Annotated in this window: 22 protein-coding genes and 3 tRNA genes; 15 read left to right on the top strand and 10 right to left on the bottom strand. The window is 71.3% G+C overall.

Annotated elements, in window-relative coordinates; translation table 11 throughout:
- Positions 1-239 precede the first annotated feature (239 nt).
- Positions 240-1,955: an MFS transporter gene (locus tag AB0L06_RS27695; protein ID WP_500234030.1), complete on the bottom strand. Its 1,716-nt coding sequence runs from the start codon at positions 1,953-1,955 to the stop codon at positions 240-242.
- 118 nt (positions 1,956-2,073) lie between these two features.
- Here AB0L06_RS27695 and AB0L06_RS27690 point away from each other — a divergent pair, with 118 nt between their 5' ends.
- Positions 2,074-2,784, top strand: coding sequence for a hypothetical protein (locus AB0L06_RS27690; RefSeq protein ID WP_500234029.1), 711 nt, complete (start codon positions 2,074-2,076; stop codon positions 2,782-2,784).
- Between the two features lie 42 nt (positions 2,785-2,826).
- Complete coding sequence (locus tag AB0L06_RS27685) at positions 2,827-3,528, top strand: SDR family oxidoreductase (protein WP_500234028.1); 702 nt, start codon at positions 2,827-2,829, stop codon at positions 3,526-3,528.
- A 52-nt stretch (positions 3,529-3,580) separates the two neighbouring features.
- Here the strand turns inward: AB0L06_RS27685 and AB0L06_RS27680 are convergent, their stop codons facing one another.
- The 3 genes from AB0L06_RS27680 to AB0L06_RS27670 form a co-directional block, all read right to left on the bottom strand.
- Positions 3,581-4,183: an FMN reductase gene (locus AB0L06_RS27680; RefSeq protein ID WP_500234027.1), complete on the bottom strand. Its 603-nt coding sequence runs from the start codon at positions 4,181-4,183 to the stop codon at positions 3,581-3,583.
- Positions 4,180-5,283, bottom strand: a complete 1,104-nt coding sequence (locus AB0L06_RS27675) for an LLM class flavin-dependent oxidoreductase (protein WP_500234113.1) — start codon at positions 5,281-5,283, stop codon at positions 4,180-4,182. The genes AB0L06_RS27680 and AB0L06_RS27675 overlap by 4 nt, the downstream gene beginning before the upstream one ends.
- A gap of 85 nt (positions 5,284-5,368) precedes the next feature.
- Entirely contained in the window at positions 5,369-6,286 is a 918-nt protein-coding gene (locus AB0L06_RS27670; protein ID WP_500234026.1) for a MerR family transcriptional regulator, read from the bottom strand.
- Between the two features lie 72 nt (positions 6,287-6,358).
- On the opposite strand from AB0L06_RS27670, the gene AB0L06_RS27665 reads away from it, so the two are divergent.
- Both AB0L06_RS27665 and AB0L06_RS27660 read left to right on the top strand, forming a co-directional pair.
- Positions 6,359-7,126, top strand: a complete 768-nt coding sequence (locus AB0L06_RS27665) for a maleylpyruvate isomerase family mycothiol-dependent enzyme (protein WP_500234025.1) — start codon at positions 6,359-6,361, stop codon at positions 7,124-7,126.
- Positions 7,127-7,201: 75 nt separating this feature from the next.
- Positions 7,202-8,428, top strand: coding sequence for a M20 metallopeptidase family protein (locus tag AB0L06_RS27660; protein WP_500234024.1), 1,227 nt, complete (start codon positions 7,202-7,204; stop codon positions 8,426-8,428).
- Between the two features lie 66 nt (positions 8,429-8,494).
- Here the strand turns inward: AB0L06_RS27660 and AB0L06_RS27655 are convergent, their stop codons facing one another.
- Positions 8,495-9,616 carry a TDT family transporter gene (locus AB0L06_RS27655; protein WP_500234023.1) on the bottom strand — a complete coding sequence of 374 codons (1,122 nt, stop codon included), beginning with the start codon at positions 9,614-9,616 and terminating at the stop codon, positions 8,495-8,497.
- A gap of 94 nt (positions 9,617-9,710) precedes the next feature.
- Here AB0L06_RS27655 and AB0L06_RS27650 point away from each other — a divergent pair, with 94 nt between their 5' ends.
- Positions 9,711-10,625 carry a LysR family transcriptional regulator gene (locus AB0L06_RS27650; protein WP_500234022.1) on the top strand — a complete coding sequence of 305 codons (915 nt, stop codon included), beginning with the start codon at positions 9,711-9,713 and terminating at the stop codon, positions 10,623-10,625.
- A gap of 14 nt (positions 10,626-10,639) precedes the next feature.
- Here AB0L06_RS27650 and AB0L06_RS27645 read toward each other — a convergent pair whose 3' ends face one another.
- Positions 10,640-11,215: a YceI family protein gene (locus AB0L06_RS27645; RefSeq protein WP_500234021.1), complete on the bottom strand. Its 576-nt coding sequence runs from the start codon at positions 11,213-11,215 to the stop codon at positions 10,640-10,642.
- 140 nt (positions 11,216-11,355) lie between these two features.
- Between AB0L06_RS27645 and AB0L06_RS27640 the strand changes: the two genes are divergently transcribed.
- From AB0L06_RS27640 to AB0L06_RS27605, 8 genes are all read left to right on the top strand, one after another.
- The gene (locus AB0L06_RS27640) at positions 11,356-12,174 is read left to right on the top strand and encodes a universal stress protein (protein WP_500234020.1); all 819 of its coding nucleotides are present in this window, start codon (positions 11,356-11,358) and stop codon (positions 12,172-12,174) included.
- 120 nt (positions 12,175-12,294) lie between these two features.
- Complete coding sequence (locus AB0L06_RS27635) at positions 12,295-13,311, top strand: CHAP domain-containing protein (protein WP_500234019.1); 1,017 nt, start codon at positions 12,295-12,297, stop codon at positions 13,309-13,311.
- A gap of 123 nt (positions 13,312-13,434) precedes the next feature.
- A tRNA-Gly gene (locus AB0L06_RS27630) sits at positions 13,435-13,506 on the top strand.
- A 32-nt stretch (positions 13,507-13,538) separates the two neighbouring features.
- A tRNA-Cys gene (locus tag AB0L06_RS27625) sits at positions 13,539-13,609 on the top strand.
- A gap of 32 nt (positions 13,610-13,641) precedes the next feature.
- Positions 13,642-13,713, top strand: a tRNA-Val gene (locus AB0L06_RS27620).
- A gap of 545 nt (positions 13,714-14,258) precedes the next feature.
- Positions 14,259-14,801: a MauE/DoxX family redox-associated membrane protein gene (locus tag AB0L06_RS27615; RefSeq protein WP_500234018.1), complete on the top strand. Its 543-nt coding sequence runs from the start codon at positions 14,259-14,261 to the stop codon at positions 14,799-14,801.
- Between the two features lie 52 nt (positions 14,802-14,853).
- Positions 14,854-15,387, top strand: coding sequence for a TlpA family protein disulfide reductase (locus AB0L06_RS27610; protein WP_500234017.1), 534 nt, complete (start codon positions 14,854-14,856; stop codon positions 15,385-15,387).
- Complete coding sequence (locus AB0L06_RS27605) at positions 15,384-17,285, top strand: ABC transporter ATP-binding protein (RefSeq protein WP_500234016.1); 1,902 nt, start codon at positions 15,384-15,386, stop codon at positions 17,283-17,285. The genes AB0L06_RS27610 and AB0L06_RS27605 overlap by 4 nt, the downstream gene beginning before the upstream one ends.
- Here the strand turns inward: AB0L06_RS27605 and lepB are convergent.
- Positions 17,195-17,671 carry a signal peptidase I gene (gene lepB, locus AB0L06_RS27600; protein WP_500234015.1) on the bottom strand — a complete coding sequence of 159 codons (477 nt, stop codon included), beginning with the start codon at positions 17,669-17,671 and terminating at the stop codon, positions 17,195-17,197. The genes AB0L06_RS27605 and lepB overlap by 91 nt on opposite strands.
- Before the next feature lie 169 nt (positions 17,672-17,840).
- Between lepB and AB0L06_RS27595 the strand changes: the two genes are divergently transcribed.
- The gene (locus AB0L06_RS27595; protein WP_500234014.1) at positions 17,841-19,133 is read left to right on the top strand and encodes an AfsR/SARP family transcriptional regulator; all 1,293 of its coding nucleotides are present in this window, start codon (positions 17,841-17,843) and stop codon (positions 19,131-19,133) included.
- Positions 19,134-19,246: 113 nt separating this feature from the next.
- On the opposite strand, the gene AB0L06_RS27590 is transcribed toward AB0L06_RS27595, so the two are convergent.
- Both AB0L06_RS27590 and AB0L06_RS27585 read right to left on the bottom strand, forming a co-directional pair.
- A complete protein-coding gene (locus AB0L06_RS27590) occupies positions 19,247-20,086 on the bottom strand; it encodes an ABC transporter permease (RefSeq protein ID WP_500234013.1) in 840 nt (279 codons plus the stop codon).
- Complete coding sequence (locus tag AB0L06_RS27585; protein WP_500234012.1) at positions 20,083-21,027, bottom strand: ATP-binding cassette domain-containing protein; 945 nt, start codon at positions 21,025-21,027, stop codon at positions 20,083-20,085. The genes AB0L06_RS27590 and AB0L06_RS27585 overlap by 4 nt, the downstream gene beginning before the upstream one ends.
- A gap of 114 nt (positions 21,028-21,141) precedes the next feature.
- On the opposite strand from AB0L06_RS27585, the gene AB0L06_RS27580 reads away from it, so the two are divergent.
- Positions 21,142-21,870 (top strand): TetR/AcrR family transcriptional regulator, encoded by a 729-nt coding sequence (locus tag AB0L06_RS27580; protein WP_500234011.1) that lies wholly within the window; start codon positions 21,142-21,144, stop codon positions 21,868-21,870.
- A 68-nt stretch (positions 21,871-21,938) separates the two neighbouring features.
- Here the strand turns inward: AB0L06_RS27580 and AB0L06_RS27575 are convergent, their stop codons facing one another.
- A complete protein-coding gene (locus tag AB0L06_RS27575; protein WP_500234010.1) occupies positions 21,939-22,553 on the bottom strand; it encodes a TetR/AcrR family transcriptional regulator in 615 nt (204 codons plus the stop codon).
- Between the last annotated feature and the right edge of the window lie 240 nt (positions 22,554-22,793).

Here is a 22,793-nt window from a genome sequence, read left to right as displayed (position 1 = left end):
CACGAGCCGGATGGGGCCTCAAGGAAGCCCGGGGTCACCGGGACGACAGGTGACCCCGGGGCGAGCCACATCCGCGCAGGTCAGCGGCCTGATGACGGAACGGGCCCGCACTCCGGAGGCACAGCACAGTGACCTCCTGGTCATGTGCCTGCCAGACCCTGTTCCACCAGCTCAGGGGCCTGGTCACCCGGCTCGACGACCCCTGCGGGCCGTCCGGCGGGCCCGGTCGGCGTTCCGGCTCAGTGGACGCGGCTGGCCGTCCGGGCCCCGGGCTCGGCGTGCTCCTCGTGGACGAACCGCTTCCCGCGCAGGGCCGAGGCGACCGCGGCGACCAGCGACATGGCGATGGCCAGCGAGAACACGATGACCAGGCCGTGGTGGAACGGGCCGGAGATCAGGTGCGGGAAGTAGGACCGTCCGGTCAGCTCGGCGGCGTCGCCGGGCGGCAGCGAGGCGAGCACCCCGCCCTGGCCGAGCAGGCTGCCGATCGGGTTGTAGCCGAGGAACGCCGCGAACAGCGTGCCGACCGGCGGCAGGCCCGCCACGTGGTCCGCCGCGTTCGCCGGGACGCCGTGCGCGGTCAGCCCGCCGGACAGCGTGCCCGGCAGCCGGTCCGCCAGGCCCGCGATCATCAGCGAGAAGAAGACGCCGATCGACAGCACCATCCCGGCGTTCATGAAGGTCGCCCGCATCCCGGACGCGACGCCGCGCTGGTCGGCCGGGACCGAGTTCATGATCGCGGTGGTGTTGGGCGCGGCGAACAGCCCGGAGCCCAGCCCGTTCACGAAGATCAGCAGCGCGAACAGCCAGTACGGGAAGTCGGTCGGGATCAGCAGCAGCCCGGCGAAGGCCGCGGCCGACACCAGCAGCCCGCCGGACGCGAACGCCCGCGCGCCGTGCCGGTCCGAGAGGTGGCCCGACAGCGGCCCGGCGACCAGGAACCCGACGGTCAGCGGCAGCAGGTAGATCCCGGCCCAGAGCGGGGTGTCGGCGAAGTCGTAGCCGTGCAGCGGCAGCCAGATGCCCTGCAGCCAGATGATCAGCATGAACTGCATGCCGCCGCGGGAGATCGCGGCGAGAAGTCCGGCGGCGTTGCCCGCGGCGAACGCGCGGATCCGGAAGAGGCCGAGCCGGAACATGGGTTCCGGAACCCGCGTCTCGACGACGCAGAACGCGGCGAGCAGCGCGATCCCGCCGATGATGCCAGCGAGCACCCAGGCGTTCGTCCAGCCCATGACGTGCCCGCCGTAGGGCTGGATGCCGTAGGTGATCGCGGCGAGCAGCGCGGTCAGCCCGACGGCGAAGGTGAGGTTGCCCGCCCAGTCGATCCTGATCCGCTTGGCGCGGCGCGAGGTCTCGACGAGGCTGCGGTAGGCCCAGATCGTCCCGATGATGCCGATCGGCGCGGACGCGAAGAACACCAGCCGCCAGCTGACCTCGCTCAGCAGGCCGCCCGCGACCAGCCCGAGGAAGCTGCCGGCGATGCCCGCGACCTGGTTGACGCCCATGGCCATGCCGCGCCGGTCGGCGGGGAAGGCGTCGGTGAGGATGGCGGCGGAGTTGGCCATCAGCATCGCGCCGCCGATGCCCTGGAAGATCCGCCAGGCGATCAGCCAGATCGCGCCCGCGGCCCCGTGCAGCGGGTCGAGCGCCAGCACGAGCGTCCCCACCGTGAACACCGCGAAGCCCGCGTTGTACATGCGGACGCGGCCGAACAGGTCCCCCAGCCGGCCGAGGGTCACCACCAGGACGGCCGACACGAGCATGTAGCCCATCAGGATCCACAGCAGGTAGCTGACGTTGCCGGGCTGGAGCGGGTCCAGGTGGATCCCGCGGAAGATCGCGGGCAGCGAGATGATCACGATGGACGAGTTGACGGTGGCCAGCAGCATGCCGAGCGTGGTGTTGCTCAGCGCGATCCACGAGTAGTGGGTGGACTTCGGGGCGGTGCCCACGCGGACCTCCGGAAGGGCGACGGGGGTGCTTCCGATAGTTTCTTATGCTAACTAACCTACGTCAAAGGGTGGCATCCGTCACGTTCCGGGTAGGACTGTGGCGAAGGAGGCACACCCGGTGTCCGACGTCGAACTGGCCCGCGATCTCGCGGACTCGCTGCTGCTCGCGGCGGGCCGTCCGCGCCGCGCCCTCGCTCCGCCCGCGCCCGGCGCCGCGTCCCGCGTCCGCGCCGACTGCGCGCTGCGCGCGGGGCCGGGCGCGCTCGTCCGGATGCGGCTGCGCTTCCTGCACATGCAGGCCCGCCGGGTCGAGCCGGACGGCGTCGCGGACTGCCACGGCATCGCCCTGCACGCCGGGGACGAGGCCGTTCCGGAGGAGATCGCCCCCGAGTACCGGCTCGCCGACCTGCTCGCCGCCGAGCACACGCTGGTCCGGGTCGTCCCGGCGCGCCGGACGGTCGAGCCGCTCGTGTGCGGGCGCGTCGTCCGCAGCCGCTGGCCCATCCACGTCCTCGTGCGGACGCGCGCCGAGGTGTTCGCGCTTCCCGGACGGCAGAGGGAGGGTCTGACGCGGCTGAGCGTGGAGGTCCTGAACGTCACCGACTGGCCGCACTCGCTCGACCCGGACGACGCGATGCGGCGTTCGCTGCTCGTCCCGCACCTGATCGTCGCGCTGGACGACGCCGTCTTCGTCCCGCCGGACCGTCCGCACGAGCGGGACGACCTCTGGCCGGTGCTGCTGGCGGGCGATCTGCTGCTCGCCTCCCCCGTCCCGCTGCCCGGCCGTCCGGGCATGCCGGTCAGCGAGGGGCGGGTGGCCGACGGGTGACGGGTTGACATGGAGCGCACTCCAGATGGTGGTATCGGCGCCATGACCGAATCCCACGTGACCCTCATCACCGGCGGCGGCACCGGCATCGGCGCGGCCACCGCCCGGGAACTGCTCGCCGCCGGCCGCAAGGTCGCCATCACCGGACGCCGCCAGGACCGCCTCGACCAGGTGGCCAAGGAGCTGGGCGAGCCGGACGGCCTCCTGACGATCGCGGGCGACGCGTCCGACTACGGGCACGTCGAGGCGGCCGTCCGGGCCACGGTCGAGCGGTTCGGGCGCCTGGACGCCGTCGTCGCGAACGCCGGCGGCGCCAAGGGCCGCTCGGTGGCCGACTCCGACCCGGACGACATGCGCGAGATGGTGCTGACCAACGTGCTCGGCCCGGCCTACCTCATCCGGGCCGCGCTGCCCGAGCTGACGAACTCCAAGGGCCGGATCGTGATCGTCGGCAGCGTCGCCGGGTTCGTGAACACGCCCGGCAACCTCTACGGCGCGACGAAGTGGGCGATGACCGGCCTGGCGGAGAACACCCGCCGCCTGGTGTCGTCCGACGGCGTCGGCGTCACGCTGATCGCCCCGGGCGCGACCGAGTCCGACTTCTGGGAGCACATCGGGACGCCCGACTACCCGCACATGCTGACCTCGGAGGACATCGGCCGCGCCATCGTCTGGGCGGTCTCGCAGCCCTACGGCGTGGACGTGAACACCATGGTCGTCCGCCCGATCGGCCAGGCCAACTGACCGGCCAGATCACCTGACCGGCCAGATCAACTGACCGGTCAGTCCCGAGCGGCTACTCCTTGAAGAGCAGCCGCTCGAAGGGGACGGGCTCCTCGAAGGGATCGGGCTTGGCGGCGGGGGCCCGTCCGACGATCGTGTCGGCGAGCTCCCGCCCGGCCCGGGTGACCCGATCGGCCAGCTCGCCGCTCCCCCAGTCCTCGGTCGCCGCGTACACGGCGGTCGGCTGGACGGAGGCGTGCAGGTAGGCGAACAGCGGACGCATCGCGAAGTCGATCGCGAGCGAGTGCCGGGGCGTGCCGCCGGTCGCGCCGAGCAGCGTGGGCGTGTTCTCCAGCGCGTCCTTGTCGAGCACGTCGAAGAACGTCTTGAACAGCCCGCTGTAGGACGCCTGGAAGATCGGCGTCACGGCGATCAGCGCGTCCGCGCCGGTCACCGTCTCGACGGCGCCCTTCAGCTCCCCGGCCGGGAACCCGCTGACCAGGTTGTTGACCAGGTCGTGGCCGAGCGTGCGCAGCTCGACCACCTCGACGACGGCCTCCTCGCCCCGCTCGCGCAGGGCCTCGGCGGTCGCCTGGGCCAGCCGGTCGGCGAGCATCCGGGTGGAGGACGGCTCGCGCAGGCCGGCCGAGACGACCGCAAGGCTGCGGGTGGTCATCGCGTGACCTCTTCCTTGTCGTCGTTCTTGTCGTTCTTCGCGGCGAGCAGGGACGCGTGGGTCGGGGCGTCCGGGACGTGCGCGGGGCGTCCGATCGCGAACTCCTTGCGCAGCACCGGGACGACCTCCTCGCCCAGGATGTCGATCTGCTCCAGCACGGCCTCCTCGGGCAGGCCGAGGTCCAGCGTGAACAGCTGCCGCTGGTAGTCGCCGACCGCGTCCCGGAAGGCGAGGGTCCGCTCGATGACCTGCTCGGGCGTGCCGACGGTCAGCGGGGTCGTCTCCATCGTCTCCTCGAGGGACGGCCCGTTGGCGTACACGTAGGACGTGTCGAAGTAGGGCCGGAACTCGCGGATCGCGTCCGCGGCCTTGGGCCGCATGTAGACCTGGCCGCCGAGACCGACGATCGCCTGGTCCGCCGCGCCGTGGCCGTAGTGCTCGTAGCGGCGGCGGTACAGGGCGACCATGCGCTGGACGTGCTCCATGGGCCAGAAGATGTTGTTGTGGAAGAAGCCGTCACCGTAGTAGGCGGCCTGCTCGGCGATCTCCGGGCTGCGGATGGAGCCGTGCCAGACGAACGGCGCGACGCCGTCCAGCGGACGCGGCGTGGCGGTGAAGCCCTGCAGCGGCGTGCGGTGCTCGCCCTTCCAGTCCACGACGTCCTCGCGCCAGAGCCGGTGCAGCAGGTGGTAGTTCTCGATCGCCAGGTCGATGCCGTCCCGGATGTCCTTGCCGAACCACGGGTAGACGGGGGCGGTGTTGCCGCGGCCCATCATCAGGTCCGTCCGGCCCTCCGAGAGGTGCTGCAGCGTCGCGAAGTCCTCGGCGATCTTCACCGGGTCGTTGGTGGTGATCAGCGTGGTCGCGGTGGACAGCACCAGCCGCTCGGTCTGCCCCGCCACGTAGCCGAGCAGGGTCGTCGGCGAGGACGGCACGAACGGCGGGTTGTGGTGCTCACCGGTCGCGAAGACGTCGAGCCCGACCTCCTCGGCGCGACGCGCCAGCCGGACCATCATCCGGAGCTTGTCGTGCTCGCTCTGCACTCGGCCGGTCGCTGGGTCGGTCGAGACCTGTCCGACCGAGAAGATCCCGAACTGCATCATCACCGCTCCATTTAGTAGAAGGTTCAACTACCTTAGCGGAGTCGTCCCCCGGGTTATTCCAGACCCGCCCCCGAGCGCGCGATCAGGGGCGTATGTCCAGGTCAAGGGCGGTGAACAGCCACGAGTGAGCCCGGCTGACCAGGTGCGGGGCGCCGGTGACGGCCTCGGTGAGGGTCCAGTAGCGGATCATGCGCGGCTCACGATCATCCCGCAGGTCCTCGGCCAGCCGGACCCGGAACTCCGGGCTGTCACCTTCGGCCCGCGCCACCGCGTGGGCGCCGACGAACAGGTCCAGCTCCGGACCCGAACACGGTTCCACTCCCGACAGCGCGAGCGGGGCCGTCCGCGCGCACGCCTCGGTCAGCCCGGTCAGCAGGGCCGGCTCGTCCTTCACCTTCTCTGCGTTGGCCAGCCGCCGGGCGAGCAGCACCGACCGCAAGGACCGGTCCTGGACGAGTTCGACCAGCTCCGCGTACGCGACGACCTGCTCGGGCGTCGGAGCGGACGGCGGGGCGGGCGCGGCCATCGCCAGGAGGGAGTCCATGAACGGCCCCCGCTCGAGCGCGACGGCCTGGCTCCGCCAGAAGCCGGTGAGGACGGCGTGTGCGGCGGATCCGTCCACGACGGCGGCGAGCAGGTCGAGCCGTGCCGCGCGTCCGGCGGGGTCGCCCTGCTCGGCCGCGCGGAGCGCCGCGCTCCGCCAGGCGAGCGCGGACAGCTCGGCGTCCACGGCGGCGCGCTCCCGCGCGATCGCCTCGCCGAGATCGTCCTCCCCCGAGAGGACGGCCCGGATCGCGGCCAGGCCCATCCCCAGCGACCGCAACCGCCGGACGGTCCGCAGCCGCTCCGCCGCGTCCGGGCCGAACCGGCGGTGCCCGCCGCCGCTCCGCAGCGGCGTGAGCAGGCCCTCGTCGCAATAGAAGCGGATCGTCCGCACAGACACACCGGTCCGCCGCGACAGCTCCCCGATGCCCAGCGGCGTGATATGGGTCACAGACACTTGAACCTCCAGCGGACTGGAGTTCCTACGGTACGGGCACAGGTTCCGACACTCACTCCGGAAGGACACCTCATGGACATTCCACCCCGGGACAGGCTCGCCGCCGCCCTGCGGCACCACGCTCCGGAGCTCGGCCGGAAGGCGAGCGGCGGAGACCCCGGCATGACCGTCCCGACCTGCCCGGACTGGACGCTGCGCCAGCTCGTCGAGCACATCGGCGGGGCGCTGCCCGCGATGGCCCAGATGATCGAGTCGCGCGCCCGCGAGCCGCTCCCCCAGGTCGTCCCGGACGGCATGAACCCCCACCACTGGGAGGCGTGGCTCGGCGGCGGCGCCGACCGGCTCATCGCGGCCGTCGAGGCGGCCGGCGAACCGGTCTGGAGCCCGTTCGGCGACGACGTGCCCGCCGAGTTCTGGCTGCGGCGCCTCCTGCACGACACGACCGTCCACCACGCGGACGCCGCGATCACCGTCGGCGCGGACTGGGCGCTCGACGCCGACCTCGCCGCCGACGGCATCGCCGAGGGCATGGCCCTGGTGACCTCGCCGTTCGTCGCGCGGGTCAAGCCGGAGATCGCACAGCTGCGCGGCGACGGCGAGACCCTGCTGTGGCGGCCCGCCGAGGCGGACCTGCCCGCCTGGCTGATCACCCGCACCCCGGACGGGCCGCGGGTGTCGGAGACGGCGCGCGGCGCCGACGCCCAGGTGATCGTCCGGGGCGCCGCCGCCGACCTGTTCCTGCTGCTCAGCAGGCGTGTCACCGCAGACGACCCGCGCCTGAAGGTCATCGGCGACCGCGCCCTGCTCGACCACTGGACGTCCCTCACCGCATTCGGGTGAGTCCGGGGGTGCCGCCGGGCCGGGCCCGGGGTTACCGTGAGGCGGAAGATCGTTTCTGAGGTCCAGGAGGCGCCCATGCCCCGTTCCACGATCCCCGACCCGACACCGCACGCGGACGCAGGCGGCCTCCGCGACGACCTGGTCCGGCTGCGCCGCGCCCTCCACCGCGAACCGGAGGTCGGGCTGCACCTCCCGCGCACCCAGGAGAAGGTGCTCGCCGCGCTCGACGACCTGCCCCTGGAGATCTCGACCGGCGAGCGCCTCAGCTCGGTCACGGCCGTCCTGCGCGGCGGCCGGCCCGGCCCGACCGTCCTGCTGCGCGGCGACATGGACGCGCTGCCGGTCACCGAGCGCGGCGACGCCGACCTGATCTCGCGGTTCCCGGGCAGCATGCACGCCTGCGGCCACGACCTCCACACCAGCATGCTCACAGGGGCGGCACGGCTCCTCGCGGACCGCCGGGAGAGCCTGGCCGGGAACGTCGTCTTCATGTTCCAGCCCGGCGAGGAGGGCCTCGGCGGCGCCAAGATCATGATCGACGAGGGCGTGCTGGACGCGTCCGGGGAGCGTCCGATCGCCGCTTACGCGCTGCACGTGCTGTCGGCGGGCTTCCCGTCGGGCCTGTTCGTGTCGCGCGCCGGGCCGATCCTCTCCGCCGCCGCCCGGCTGCGGGTGACCGTCCGCGGCGTGGGCGGGCACGGCTCGATGCCGCACCGGGCCAACGACCCGCTCCCGGCCGCGTGCGAGATGGTCACCGCCCTCCAGAACCTCGTCACGCGCCGCTTCGACGCGTTCGACCCCGTGGTGCTCACCATCGGCACCTTCCACGCGGGCACCATGGACAACGTGATCCCGGACGAGGTCAGGTTCACGGGAACGGTCCGCACCTTCACCACCCACCAGCACGAGGAACTGGCCGAGCGATGCGTCCGGCTCCTCCGCGGAATCGCCGACGCCCACGACCTCGAAGCGGACATCGAGTACTTCCAGGATTACCCGGTCACGGCCAACGACGACGCCGAGGCCGCCTTCGCCGGCGACACCGTCCGCGAGACGTTCGGCCCCGACCGCTACTTCGACTCCCCGCGTCCGATCCCCGCGTCCGAGGACTTCTCGTTCGTCGGCAACGAGATCCCCTCGGCCTTCCTCCTGCTCGGCGCCTGCCCATCCGGAGTCGACCCGGCCGAGGCCGCCAACAACCACTCCGCCGAGGCGTTCTTCGACGAGTCCGTCCTCCCCGACGGCGCCACCCTCCTCGCCGAACTCGCCACCAACCGCCTCGCCGCCGAGACCACCGACTGAGCACCTCACAGGTGGCGCCCGCTCCACGCGCGGCGAGCGCCACCTGCGAGGCTCATTGACCTGCCGTCAGCGGGGCGGGAGCAGGAGGCGACCGGTGCGCAGGCCACGGGCGGTGTTGATCCCCGCGGCCAGCCATCCGGCCGCGAGCACGAGGTAGAGGGCGACCGAGACCCAGGTCATCGTGGTGAGGCCGGTGGCCCTGGCCAGCGCGGACGCGCCGGTCACGCACGTCCCGACGGGGAAGGTGAACGCCCACCACGTCATCGCGAACGGCATCCCGGACGCGAACGCCCGGCGGTTGGCGGCGAGGCACAGGACCAGCCACACCAGCGCGAACCCGAGGACGGGCACCCCGTACAGGACGCCGAACACGTGCATGGCCTCCGCGTACTCGGGCGCGGCGGCGGGCGCGGCGCCGCCGAGCGCGCCGACGGCCGTCGTGGACTGGCCGAGCGGCCCGAGCACCAGGAAGAGCGTCGGGGTGAGCGTGAGCGGCGCGAGCTTGTCGTGCGCGATGCGGTGCCAGACGACCGGGAGCAGCACCATCGTCAGCATCAGGCTGGCGCCGAACATCGCGTAGCAGCCGTAGAGCATGGTCGCGCGCGCCTGGCCGTCCGGAAGGTGCGGGATGAGCGCGGGACCGGTCGCGGCGGCCACCATCGGCGCGACGACGGGCAGCAGCCAGGTCGGGTTGGCCGTGCCGGGCCGGATCTCGTGCCGCGTCGCCATCAGGTAGGGAATGCCGAACGCGACCAGCAGCGAGTACACCGTTCCGGCCGTCCACAGGACCCAGTCGATCGTGACGGCGGCCGGCACGCCGAGGACCTCGCGGCCGAGCGTGAGGGTGCCCGCGCCGACGGCCAGCAGCGCCATCGGCGGGCAGCCGTAGAAGACGGCGGTCGCCGGATTCTCCAGCAGCATCGCGCGCGCCTCGGCCCGGTACCGGACGAAGTGGACGAGCCGGGCGCCCGACAGCGCCACCAGCATCAGCAGCCCGAGCCCCCAGAACACCAGGGCGAACCGGTGCAGGCCGGGGACCGACACGGGCAGCGCGTTCGCGCCGTTCGCCATGATCGCCGTCCCCATGACGGCGGCGTACCAGTTCGGCCCGATGTGGCGGAACGCCTCGGCCGGACGGTCGAGCTCTCCCAGAATGATCCGCCGAGGCGGTGCGACGGTGATCCCCATGCCCTCGAGAATGCCGCCGCACGGAAACGATCAGTAGTGGTCACGGCCCTATGAGGCCATAAGGCGAGGTTATGACCCGGGCTAGACTGGGATCATGCCGCTGTCCCACCGCGTCCCCGATCTGACCGCCCTCGAGCTGCTGCTCGCGGTCGTCCGGCTGGGCAGCGTCGGGCGCGCGGCGGCCGAACTCGGCGTCACCCAGCCCGCCGCGAGCGCGCGGATCCGGTCGATGGAGCGGCAGCTCGGGATGCCGCTGCTGGAGCGCTCGCCGCGCGGCTCGCGCCCCACGCAGGCGGGTGCACTGGTCGCCGAGTGGGCCCAGCAGGTGGTGGACGCGGCGCACGCCCTGGACACGGGCGTCGGGGCCCTGCGCGAGCAGCGCGATGGGCGGCTGCGCCTCGCGGCCAGCCTGACCGTGGCCGAGTACCTCATGCCCGGCTGGCTGGTGGCACTGCGCGAATCCCGTCCGGATACGGCGGTGACGTTGCGCGCCGCCAACTCGACCGCTGTGGCCGAGCTCGTGCGCGCGGGAGAAGCCGACCTCGGGTTCGTGGAGGGCGTGCGCAAGCCCGCGGGGCTGAGTGGCGCGATCGTCTCCACGGACCGCCTCGTCGTCGTGGTCGCGCCCAAGCACCCCTGGGCCCGCCGCCGCTCCGGGATCACCTCGGAGGAGCTGGCGACGACGCCGCTGATCCTGCGCGAGGAGGGCTCCGGCACGCGCGAGGTGCTGGACCGGGCGCTCTCCGCGCACGGCGGCGCGGCCCCGCCGATGCTCCAGCTGGCGTCCACCACGGCCCTCAAGGGCTCGGCGGTGTCCGGGGCGGGCCCGGCGGTGGTGAGCGAGCTGGCCGTCACCGACGAGCTGGCCCGGGGCCGGCTGGTGGACGTGCCCGTCCGCGAACTCGATCTGTCACGGCCGCTGCGTGCGGTCTGGCCTGCGGGAACACGCCCGGCGGGCCCGGCGCGCGACCTGCTGTCGCTGTGCCGGAGCGCGGCGCCCGCGTCCTGACGCGGGCCCGGCCGTCAGGCGGCCTTGACCAGCTGGACCTCCAACTGGATGGCGATCGTGTCGCCGAGGACGACCTTGTCGCCCTGGAGCGGGATGTTGAACTCGATGCCGAAGTCGCGGCGGCTGATCTCGGTGGTCGCGGTGAAGCCCGCGCGCAGGCCGCCCCACGGGTCCTCGCTGACGCCGTGGTACTCCGACAGCATCCGCACCGGGCGGGTCACACCCCGGACGGCCAGCTCGCCGTCCACGTGGAAGCGGGGCGTGCGGGCGCGGCGGCCGACGGTGGCGCGCTCGACGCCGGTGGTGGTGAAGCTCATCACCGGGTGCCGCGCGACGTCGAGGAAGTCGGCGGAGCGCACGTGGGCGTCCCGGTCGGCGTTGCGGGTGTCGAGGGAGGCGAGCGTGATCTCCGCCCGCGCGGACGAGCCGAACGGGTCGTCGGCGATGTGCGCCTCTCCGGCGAACTCGGGGAAGGTTCCGCGCACGGTCGTCATCAGGTGCCGGACCGTGAAGGTGATCTCGGAATGGGCGGGGTCGATGGTCCAGCGGCCGGACGTCAATCCGGGCGCTACGTCATCCAGCGTCAACATTCCCCCAAATGTCTACATTTCACGCAGCGGACGTGAATCTACCGCAGATGCACACAGACAGGTCCAATCCACACCAGGGCCCGAGCTGGCCGTTCACCGCCCGCCCGCATGTCGCTGACCTGGGCGGGAAGAAACAGGACGTGATCGGAGAACACGTGCTGGCCGGGTACGAGTCGGGCACGGGCGGCCGCGAGGCGCTGCGCCTGGCCCTGACCGTGGTCGGGCTGACCGGGGGTCGGCTGACCGTCGCGCACGTCCACCCGCCGGACCGTCCGGCCGCCGCGGGCGAGGCGCTCACCGTCCTGAAGCAGGCCGAGGACCTGCTCGCCGAGACCGCGCCGGGCGTGTCCGCCGACTTCGTCGCCCAGGAGGCCCGCGGAGTCGGCCGCGGCCTGTCCACGCTGGCCAGCCGGACGGGCGCGGACCTCATCGTGATCGGCTCCCAGGAGGGCGGCGCGCACGGCCGGGTCGCGATCGGCGCGGCCGGCGACAACCTGCTGCACGCCGCCAACGAGGCCGTCATGATCACCCCGGCCGGATACGAGCCGCCCGACCGGCTCGGCCGGATCACCCTCTCGTACGTCCGTCGCCCCCAGGCGGACGAGGCCGTCGAGCGGACGGCCCTGGCGGCTGTCGCCCTGGACGTCCCGCTGCGGCTGATCACTCTGCTGGTCGGCGACGACGACTCCCGCGGACGCCTCCGCGACGACCTGGCCCTGGCGATCCGCCACGCCCAGGAGTCGTCCGGCCTGCCGGGTGAGGCCGTGACCGCCGAACTGGCCGAAGGCGACGACGTGGCCGAAGCGCTCACGGACGTGCCCTGGCCCGAGGGGGAACTCCTGGTCCTGGCCAGTTCCGAGGACGCGGCGGCCCACCAGGTCTTCCTGGGAGAGACGGCGCTGAAGGTCCTGCGGGCGGCCTCCTGCCCGGTCGCCGTCCTCCCCAGGGGCTACTCCTGAGCTAGTCACTGGCGGCCCCCACCCCGATAGCCCAGGATGGCCGTTTCACCCGAACTACTTGCGGGTTCGATTTTACCTTCGCTACATTCCGTCGAGATCAATACGTGACCTTGGAGCGTCATGGACCCCATCGGCGGAAAGCTGCTCGACGTCGCCCGGCAGCAGATCGGCTACCAGGCGAAGGACGACGGCTACTCCAAGTACGGGGAGTGGTACCGGACGGCCGTCGACGGTGACCACGACTCCTACTTCTCCACCGCCCCGTGGTGCGACATGTTCCTCGCCTGGGCCGCCCGGCAGGCCGGGGTCACCCAGCAGGCCGGCCAGTTCGCGTCCACCATCGAGCACGCCAAGTGGTTCCAGAAGCAGGGCGCCTTCGGGCACACGCCCGAGGCGGGCGCGCTGGTCTTCTACGACTGGTCCCGCAGCGGCGACGTCGACCAGATCGACCACGTCGGCCTCGTCGAGTCGGTCGACGGCGACTGCCTGCACACGATCGAGGGCAACACCGACGGCGGGCAGCTCATCCGGCACACCCGCTGCGACGACGGCGTGGTCGTCGGCTACGGCTACCCGGGCCGAGTCAAGACCACCGAGAGGTACGCGCCGAAGCACGCCTCTCCCCCGACCTCGGTGCGGGACATCGGCACCGCTCAGGACACGTCCGCCGCGGCGGCCCGGCACCGCCCGGCCCCGGCGCCCCACCAGGACCAGGGCGGCCTGCCCTCCCAGGAGGTCGTGCTGGGCGGCGTCCTGGCGCTCATCCTGTGCGGAACGGTCGCGCTCAGCGCCGGGAAGGCCGCCGCCGCCCGCGCCGCCGAACTGGCCCCGGACCGCGCGCCCATCCGCGTCCGCAAGCGCGGCAAGCACCACCGCCCGGCCACCCCGGTCGCCCTCCCCGCCGACGTCACCCCCGCCCACCTGGACGCCGCCGACTCCGAGACCACGGTCATGCCCGCCCTCTCCCTCGCCGCCGCCCACCAGGCCGAGGACCGCGAGTTCTGGGGCCGCATCGCCCCCCTCCAGGAGGACGAGGACCTGGCCTTCTGGGACGACCTGCACCGCGAGTCCACGCTCACCTCCGCCCTGTCCCGCACCCTGGCCCCCGCCGGGGACGAGGAATCCGCTCCCGCCTAGGAGTCCCAGGTGGCGGGCGGGGTCGGGCGGACCCGGGAGGCGCGCCCGCCCGAGCGTCGAGTGGGCATCATCGCCGGAGTTCCGCTAAAGTTAACGACGTCGCCAGGGAAACCCGGACGGCACGCGGAAGTGGCTCAGTGGTAGAGCATCACCTTGCCAAGGTGAGGGTCGCGGGTTCGAATCCCGTCTTCCGCTCTGAGAGGCAGGCCGTTCGCCGGTCTCGCTCTGGTGGAGTGGCCGAGAGGCGAGGCAACGGCCTGCAAAGCCGTGTACACGGGTTCAAATCCCGTCTCCACCTCTGTGCCGTGCCCCCTTCGAGTGCACGAGCCCGGGCGATTAGCTCAGTGGGAGAGCGCTACCTTGACACGGTAGAGGTCACTGGTTCAATCCCAGTATCGCCCACCCCATGAAAACGCAGGTCAGAAGCCCTGTCTCCTCCGAGAGACAGGGCTTCTGCCTTGTTCGGGCGATCATCGGGAGATGATCTCGTCGGCCCGGCTCACCTCAGCCCGTCGCCGCCCCGTCGACCGAACCCAACCCGGCTCGCCATGAGCGCAGGCCACCGGCCACTGGTCGGAGCCGTTAGCCCAGCGGTAGTCCACCGTTAGCGACGGGGAAGGCCGACCGCAGATCATCACGTTGCCGATGTTCCTCACATCAGGAGGCGTGATGGTTCAATCCGTGCTGTCCCTCGGGGAGCGAATGCTCTCGATCGTCGCTCCCAAGGCGGAGGCCGGGGCCTGCTGTGGCCCGGACTGCTGGACCGAGTCATCCTGCGCCGGCAGTTGCATTGTCACCTGCTACTACTGCTACGACTGCTGGTGCAACCCGGTTTCGCATGGCTGCACCCACCAGTGCAGCCCTGCGGCTCCGTGCTGATCTGACCGATCCGAACCGTTCCCGGGGCCGGTCGCACGCGCCCGCCCCGGGTTCCCGGAGGGCTCTGGATGGTCTACCTGGTTCTGGGCTGCCGCTGCATGCTGTTCGGTGTCTTCACGGTGGCCGTCGCGGGCAAGCTTCGCAGCGCCCGGGCGCTCCATGACTTCGTCTGGTCGATCAGGGAACTTCGACTGGTCCGACCGCGGCGCGCCCGTGCCGTCGCCATCATGACGATCACCGCCGAGGCGGTGACGGCGGTCATGCTGACCCTGGTGCCCGTGGTCGGGTTCGTCACCGCGGTGGCGTTGCTGATCTCCTTCTCCGCGACCATCGTGGCGGGGCTGGCCGGCGGAACGCGGGTGCCGTGTCAGTGTTTCGGATCCTCCTCGACTCCACTCGGCGGAGCCCATCTGTTCCGCAACGCAATCCTGCTGGCCGCCGCGCTGACCGGCGCGGCCGACTCACTGATCGGTCATTCCTCCGCTCGTACCGCCCCGGCGGGGGTGGCGCTGACCGTCGCCTGTGCCTCCGTGGTCATGGTCGTCGTCCTCTTCCTCGACGAGTTCGTCGCGTTCCTCAGCCTCGGACAGGACACCAGGAACCCGTCGTGACGAACGTTCGGCCCGCTTTCCCCGTCGTCAGTCGTCCCAGGGAGCGAACCTGATGCCGTACCTCACCACCGCCACCGTGATCTTCGGTGCGCTGACGATCCTCAACCTGCTCCTCACCGTCACCGTTCTGCGACGTCTGGGGGATCAGGGGCACCAGGGGCACGAGGACCAGCCTGCCTCCGTGCTTCCCTTCGACATGCCGGAGTCCGGTTCCCCGGCCCCCGTGGTCGACACCACCGACGTCCTTGGACGCCCCGTGTCCCTCCCGGGCGATGTCAGGTTGGTCGGCTTCTTCTCCGGCACCTGCAGGGCATGCCGGGACCATGTCGCGCCGTTCCTGGCGTACGTCGCGGGCATGCGTGGCGGTGACGCCCTCGCGGTGCTCAGTGGCACGGCCGAGGACACCGAAGATCTGGTCAAGTTGCTCGGCGGCGACGTACGGATCGTGCGGGAGGCCCAGCAAGGCCCCATGGCCTCGGGCTTCGACGTCCCGGTGTTCCCGGCCTTCTATCTCCTCGGCCCGGACGGGACGATCGCCGCGGCGCACACCAGCATCCGGCTGATTCCGGGCCAGGCGGCGGCGTGAGAGGCGCCGCCCGGCGCCTTCTCATGGTGCTGGCGATGATCTGGCGGGCCGGACGGCTCGCCACCACCGGCTATGTCGCCGTCATCGTGGTCGGCGGGGTCACCCCGCCGGCCGCGGCCTGGCTCACCAAGTTGGTCATCGACCGGCTCGCCCGGGGCTCCTTCGCCACGGGACCGGTGGTCGGACTGGCCGGGCTCAGCGTGGTGACGGCGATGACACCGCAGTTGACCCGGTATCTGGACGCCCAGATCCGACGTGGCACCGGCATGATCATCCAGGACCGGCTCTTCTCCGCGATCAACGGCTTCACCGGACTCGGCAGGTTCGAGAACCCCCGCTATCTGAACCAGATCCGGATGGCCCAGCAGAACGGGCAGGCCGCCCCGGTCCAGTTGGTCTCGGCGCTGTTCATGGCCGCGCAGGGCGCGCTGAGCCTCATCGGCTATGTCACGGCACTGATGGTGATCAGCATGCCGATGGCCGGCATGGTGCTCGTGTCCTCGCTCCCCCTCCTGCTGATCGAGCTGCGGCTCTCGCGCCAGCGGTCGGACTTCCTGTGGAGCACGACGTCGCTCAACCGCCGGCAGAACCTCTACGCGGGGCTGATGACCGACGCCCGGACGGCCAAGGAGATCCGCCTGTTCGGGCTGGGAAACTGGTTCCGGGATCGGCTCCTGGAGCAGACGAGGAAGATCAACGGCGCGGAGCGTTCGCTCGACCGCCGAGTGCTCTTCGGCCAGGGCGGGTTGGCGTTGCTCGGGGCCCTGGTGGCGGGAGGCGGCCTGGTCTGGGCCGTCCTCCAGGTCAAGAGGGGCGCCCTCACGGTCGGTGACATCGCCGTCTTCTCCGCCGCGCTCACCGGAACCCAGGGCGCCCTCGCCGGGCTGGTGGGCCGGACCGCCGACGGCTATCAGGCTCTGCTCACCCTGCGGTACTACGAGGAGATCACCACTGCGAAACCGGACCTGCCGCGTTCAGCCCCGTACCGCCCGACTCCGGCGCTACGGCATTCCATCGAACTGGAGGGCGTCTGGTTCCGGTACGCCGACGGCCATCCCTGGGTTCTGCGGGATGTCTCACTGACCATCCCCTTCGGCCAGGCGATCGCCCTCGTGGGTCGCAACGGCAGCGGCAAGAGCACGCTGGTCAAGCTGCTGTGCCGACTGTACGACCCGGTCCGCGGCAGGATCCTCTGGGATGGGGTCGACCTCCGCCAGCTGCCGATCGACGAACTACGGGCCAGGATCGGCGCGGTCTTCCAGGACTACGTGTGCTACGACCTGACCGCCCGCGAGAACATCGGCATCGGAGACCTCACGGCGGTTCACGACCTTGATCTGATCAAGGCGGCCGCCGGCCGGGCCGACATCGACCGCGAGCTGTCAGGACTGCCCAACGGGTACGGAACGCTGCTCAGCCGCGGATACTTCGGAGAGGCCGACGGCGGCGTCGGCACCACGCTGTCCGGTGGACAGCTACAGCGGGTCGCCCTGGCCCGTGCCCTCATGCGGGACCGCCGTGACCTGCTCATCCTCGATGAGCCCAGCTCGGGGCTCGACGCGGAGGCCGAGCACCGGATCCACCAGCGCCTGCGCGCTCACCGCGCGGGCCGAACCAGCCTGCTCATCTCACACCGGCTCGGCGCGGTCAGGGACGCCGACGAGATCGTGGTCCTGTCAGGCGGCCAAGTCGTCGAGAAGGGAGAGCACGACGCCCTGATCGCGGCGGAGGGAGAGTACGCCCGGCTCTTCCACCTTCAGGCGGAGAGCTACGGCGCCTCGCAGGCGGGCGGACGCGGCGTCCTTCTTCAAACGGACGGACCCGGGGCCGACGCTTCGCCGCTCGTCCGGGAGAGCCGACGGACCACCACGCCCAGTACCCCGTCGAGGGGGCAGTAGCCCCACAGCCGCGAGTCGGCGCTGCGCGCACCGTCGCCGAGCACCACGATCCGACCGTCTGGAACGAGCGAATCGGGAACGACCGGCCGCACGTCCTCGGGGACCTCGTCTCCGGGCAGTGCGGCCACCCGCTTCACATACCAGCCGGGATCCCCGCCCGCGCGCCGCCCGTCGGCGGATTTCGGACTCGCCAGGACGACCACGTCACCGCGACGCACGGTACGGCGGCGCAACACGAGGACGCGATCCCCGGTGGTGAAGGTCGGCTCCATGCTCGGCCCGCCGACGGTCACCACCACCAGCCTGCGTCGCACCAGGACGGCACTCGCCGCCACAACCAGCACAAGACACCCAACGGACACGAGGATCATCAGCAACGTGTTCATGCATCACCTCATCGGCCAATACCGGCAATCAGTACACATCGATACAAAAGTGGTCCTGATGCATCATCCATGAAGAACGTCCGGAGATCTCCGGTGCACGGCCGGATGTTCGCCCGGACCCTGGCTGCGTGCGGAGGCAGTCGTCGGCTTCGCGGATCGGGAGAACACGATGCAGATCCTCATCCTGGGCTCGGTGGAGATGTGCCACGCCCGGATGTACATCCGGCCCATGGGAAGAAATCAGCGCACCGTCCTGGCCAAACTCGGTCTGCACGCCAACCGTCCGGTGGCCCTGACCGAGATCATCGAGGCGATCTGGGCCGGCAGGCCGCCTCGCACCGCCGCCACGAAGGTGCACGGGCTGGTCAGCGGGCTGCGCAAACTCCTGGCCGACCACGTCGGCCGGGCGGAGGCCAACCGTCTGATCGCGACGCGGGATCCGGGCTACATCCTGCAGATCCAGCCGCATCAGCTGGATCTGGACGAGTTCGAGCAGCGCTGGGCCGCCGCCCGCGACGAACTCCGGCACGGCCGGGCCGATCTGGCCGGAGAGCATCTACACGATGCCCTCGCGCTCTGGCGGGGTTCGGCCCTGCTCGACGTCGCCGACAACCTCGCGGCTTCGGAGAGGCCGGCCCTCGAGGAACGCCGGCTCACCGCCCTCGAGGAGCGCATCGGCATCGACCTTCAGCTGGGACGGCACGCCGACCTGGTCTCCGAACTCACCGCCCTGGTGGCGGCCCACCCGTTTCGGGAGGTCCTGCGCGCCCATCTGATGACCGCGCTGTGGAGTTCCGGCCGTACGGCGGACGCACTCGCCTGCTTCCGGGCCGGGCAGCAGCTGATGTCCGAGGAACTGGGCCTGGAACCGGGGCCGGATCTGCGCCGGCTGCACCTGGCCGTCCTCACCGGCAACCCCGCCTTCCCCCGCTACATCCCCCCGCCCCACGGATCTCCGTCACAGATCGCCTGCCGGAGCACGGCCACCGCCGCCGTCATCTCGGCGCTGTCGGCGTACTCGGGGACGCCGCGGGTCGCGGTGATCTCCGGTGAGCCGGGGGCGGGCAAGACCATCGTGAGCCTGCATGTCGCCCACCGCCTCCGCTCGTGCTTCCCCGACGGCCAGGTCCATGTGGAACTCAACGGTTCCGGCGATCGCCCGTTGAGCCCTCGGGAGGCGATGGCCGGAGTGTTGCAGGCGCTGCGGTCAGCCGGACACGGAGCGTTCCGATCCGACATACCGGCCGACCCTGAAGAACTCACCGACGCCTACCGAGAGGCCCTGTCCGACCGACGCATCCTTGTCATTCTGGACAACGCGGCAGGCGCGTGGCAGATCGAACCGCTACTGCCGATGACCCCGAACTGTGCGGTGCTCATCACCAGCAGGTCACCGCTGGAGGCGGTGCCGGCGCGTACGCATCTCACTCTCGGATCCTTCGCCTCCTATCTGCGCTGGTGAGCCTGCCTGGCGCTCATCGCCGACCCGAGTCGGCCTGAGCGGGTGGGCTGTGGGACCACGGTCCTCGGCTTGGGGGCTCCAGGGTTGTGCGTCCCTGTCCGCGTGGCTGTTCCTCAGCGTCCTGAGCGGGCGTAGGCGCGCATCGACAGTGGCACGAACACGACCAGGAGCGCCGCCGACCAGAGCAGGACCGCGGTCACCGGGTGCGCCATCGGCCAGGCCGGGTGCGCCGGTCTCGCGCCCGGGTTCCCGAACAGGTCGCGCAGGGCGGCGGTGAGCGCGCTCACCGGGTTCCAGTCGGTGACGAACCGCAGCCAGGCCGGCATTCCGCCCGTCGGGACGAAGGCGTTGGACAGCATCGTGACCGGCAGGAAGAGCGGCACCAGCTGAGCGGCCATCTGGTCATCCTTCACCAGGAGGCCCAGGTGGACGCCGAGCCAGCCCAGCGCGTACCGCAGCAGGACGATCAGCAGGAACGCCTCGGACGTCGCCGCCGCGCCGCGATGCGGCTGCCAGCCGACCAGCAGGCCCGTCGCCACCATGATCGCGAGCAGCGGCAGGCCGACGAGGGAGTCGGCCCCCGTCTGCCCGAACGGAACGGCGAGCCGCGCGGTCGGCATGGACCGGAACCGGTCCATCACCCCTTGGGACGCGTCGGCGGCCATCCGCGTCATGACCCCTTGGACGGCGGTGAAGCACACCATCGCGAACAGTCCGGGCATCAGGTACTCGCGGTAGTCACCACCGGCAGGCACCTGGATGGCGCTGCCGAAGACGTAGCCGAACAGCACGACCATGACGACGGGGAAGATCAGCGCGGCGACGATCTGACCGGGTTCGGCCTTCAGCCGCGCGAGTTCCCGGGCGACGAGGGTCAGCCCGTCGCGGATCGTCCAGCGCAGGCGTCCCGCGATGGGGGTGACCGTGGTGGGGGCGGGGATGGCCGTGGTCATCGGGCGCTCTCCTTGGCGTCGGTGAGGCGGAGGAACACCTCGTCGAGGGTGGGACGGCGCAGCCGGACATCGGCGGCGGCGACCCCGGCGCGGTCGAGTTCGCGCACGATGTCGACGAGCCGGAACGCGCCGCCGGGCAGGGGCACGGTGAGCCGGTCGGCGCCGGTCATCGTGGGGTCGGTCCCGGCCAGGGCGTGCAGGACGGTCGCGGCCGGGCGCAGCTCCGCGGGGCTCTCGAGAACGACGTCGAGGCCGTCGCCGACAGCGGCCTTCAGCTCGTCGGGGGCGCCGGTGGCGATCACCCGTCCGTGGTCGACGACGGCGATGTCGTCGGCCAGGCGGTCGGCCTCGTCCAGGTGCTGCGTGGTGAGCAGGACCGTCGTGCCGTCCGCGACCAGCGCGCGGACGGCGTCCCAGATCTCGGTGCGGCTCCGCGGGTCGAGGCCGGTGGTCGGCTCGTCCAGGAAGAGCACCTCGGGACGCTGGATCAGGCAGGTGATCAGGTCGAGGCGGCGGCGCATCCCGCCGGAGTAGCCGGCGACGCGGCGGTCGGCGGCGGCCGCGAGCCCGAAGCGTTCGAGCAGCTCGTCGGCCCGCCCGTGCGCCTCGCGCCGGGACAGGTGGCAGAGGCGGCCGAACATGCGCAGGTTGGCGCGTCCGGTGAGCTTCTCGTCCACGGCGGCGGACTGGCCCGCGAGTCCGATTCGCTCGCGCACCCGGCCGGCTTGGCGGACGACGTCGTATCCGGCGATGCTGGCGCGTCCGGAGTCGGGGTCGGACAACGTCGCGAGGATGCGCACCGCGGTCGTCTTGCCTGCGCCGTTCGGGCCGAGCACGCCGCAGACGGTCCCTCTGGGAACGCTGAGGTCCAGGCCACGCAGCGCATGGGTGTCACCGAAGGACTTGTGCAGCCCTTCGGCGAGGACGATCGGATCGGTCATGATCCCTCCACTGGGTATGCTGTACGCAGAAGTTGAGGCTAGTAATCGCGTACCGCGTACGCAAGAGGTTCCGCCGAATTATCGGGTACTCCGTACGCATATGGAGGGGGAAGGGTGTCCGACGCCGAGTACACCAACATCTGGATGCGGCCCGAGCGCCCGGCCCGGGGCCCGAAACCCGCCTACAGCCGCGCTCAGATCACCGAGGCGGCCGTCCGGATCGCCGACACCGAGGGCCTGGAGGCCGCGACCATGCGGCGGATCGCCGCCGAGATCGGCGCGGGCGCGATGTCGCTGTACCGGTACGTCCCGAGCCGGGACGACCTGATCGAGCTGATGGCCGACCACCTCATGGGCGAGATCGACCTGAAGGACGTCCCAACTGGCGACTGGCGCTCCGACCTGCGGCGCTACGCCGGCCAGATGCGTGCGACGTGGCTGCGGCACCCATGGATCGCCACGGCGAACCGCTCGCTCCCCGGGTACGGCCCCAATCAGTTGCAGCTGATCGAGCAGGTCATGGGGGTGCTGGACCCGCTCGTCCCCATCGACGAGAACCTCGCGCTCATGGCGATCCTGAACGGTTATGTCGAAGGCGCGGCGCGCGAGCAGGTCACCACGGCGGAGGAGGTCCGCCGCAGCGGGCTCACCGAGGAGGAGTGGACCGGGCGGAACTACCCCTACCTGCGGCAACTCCTGGACAGCGGCAAGTACCCGATCTTCACCAGAATCGCTCTGGACGCCCGCCAGCCACGTCTGGACCGGGACGAGCAGTTCCAGCACGGACTGGAGCGCGTCCTCGACTGCATCGAGGCCGCCCTCCCCCGGCCCGCGGAGGACTGACCGTCCGCACGCGAAGGTGCTTTGAAGCCGCTCTTCAGGCTGGTGGGACTCGACAGCTGGGCGGGTGGTCAGGCAGGGGTTACGGCGCCATTGAGGAAGACGTCGATGGCGTCCTCGATCGGGATGACGGTCTCGCCGACCGGACGGCTGCGGCCGAGCGCCAGGCCCATGAACATCGCGGCGATCTGCTCGGGAGGAAGACGCAGCCTGTCGCGCTCGGGTTCGAAGAGTTCGACCAGCGCCTCGCGCGTGCGCTCCATGGACGCGCCGCGGTCGGGCAGAGGTCCGGCCTGCTCGGCGCCCCCTCGGGCGTCGCGCCCCTTGCGTCCGGTGGCGAACAGGGCTCCGAGGACCATGCCCATGCGGGCCAGGTAGGCGTCGATCGCCGCCACCGCCTCGGTGAGTCGTTCGGCGAGCGGGCGGTCGAGGGAGATCTCGGCGATCTCGGCCAGGACGTGGTCGTTGCGCAGCACCTCGGCGGTGCACGCGTCGAGCAGTGCGTCCTTGTCGGCGAAGACGCGGAAGATCGTCGCCTCGCCGATGCCGGCGGCGCGGGCGATCTGCCCCGTGGTCACGGCCGTGCCATGCTCGGCGACCAGGGGCAACGCCGTCCGGACGATCATCTCCCGGCGCTGCTCGGGGCTCATGCCCGGCGCCCTGCGGCGGGTGGGTGGGGTGTCCATGCCGCCCACAATACGGAGTGAGCACTCACTCCGTCAACACCGGAGTGAGTGCTCACTCCGAGTTCGAGTGTGGGTCCTCTGAGCTTGCGGGCACTGGACATATAGGCGCTGACCTGCGAGTTGTTGAGGTTATCCACAGTTCCGCCGTCGACTGTCGTTCGATGTGCCGCGCCGCCCAGGATGGGTCGTGAGCCCGAACCGGCACTCGAGAAAGGAACGACAGATGCACGGCGGATTCCC

This window comes from Spirillospora sp. NPDC052269 (assembly GCF_040679435.1).
Taxonomy (GTDB): domain Bacteria; phylum Actinomycetota; class Actinomycetes; order Streptosporangiales; family Streptosporangiaceae; genus Spirillospora.
The sequence above is the reverse complement of the archived record's forward strand: the minus strand, read 5'-3'. Positions and strand labels throughout refer to the sequence as shown.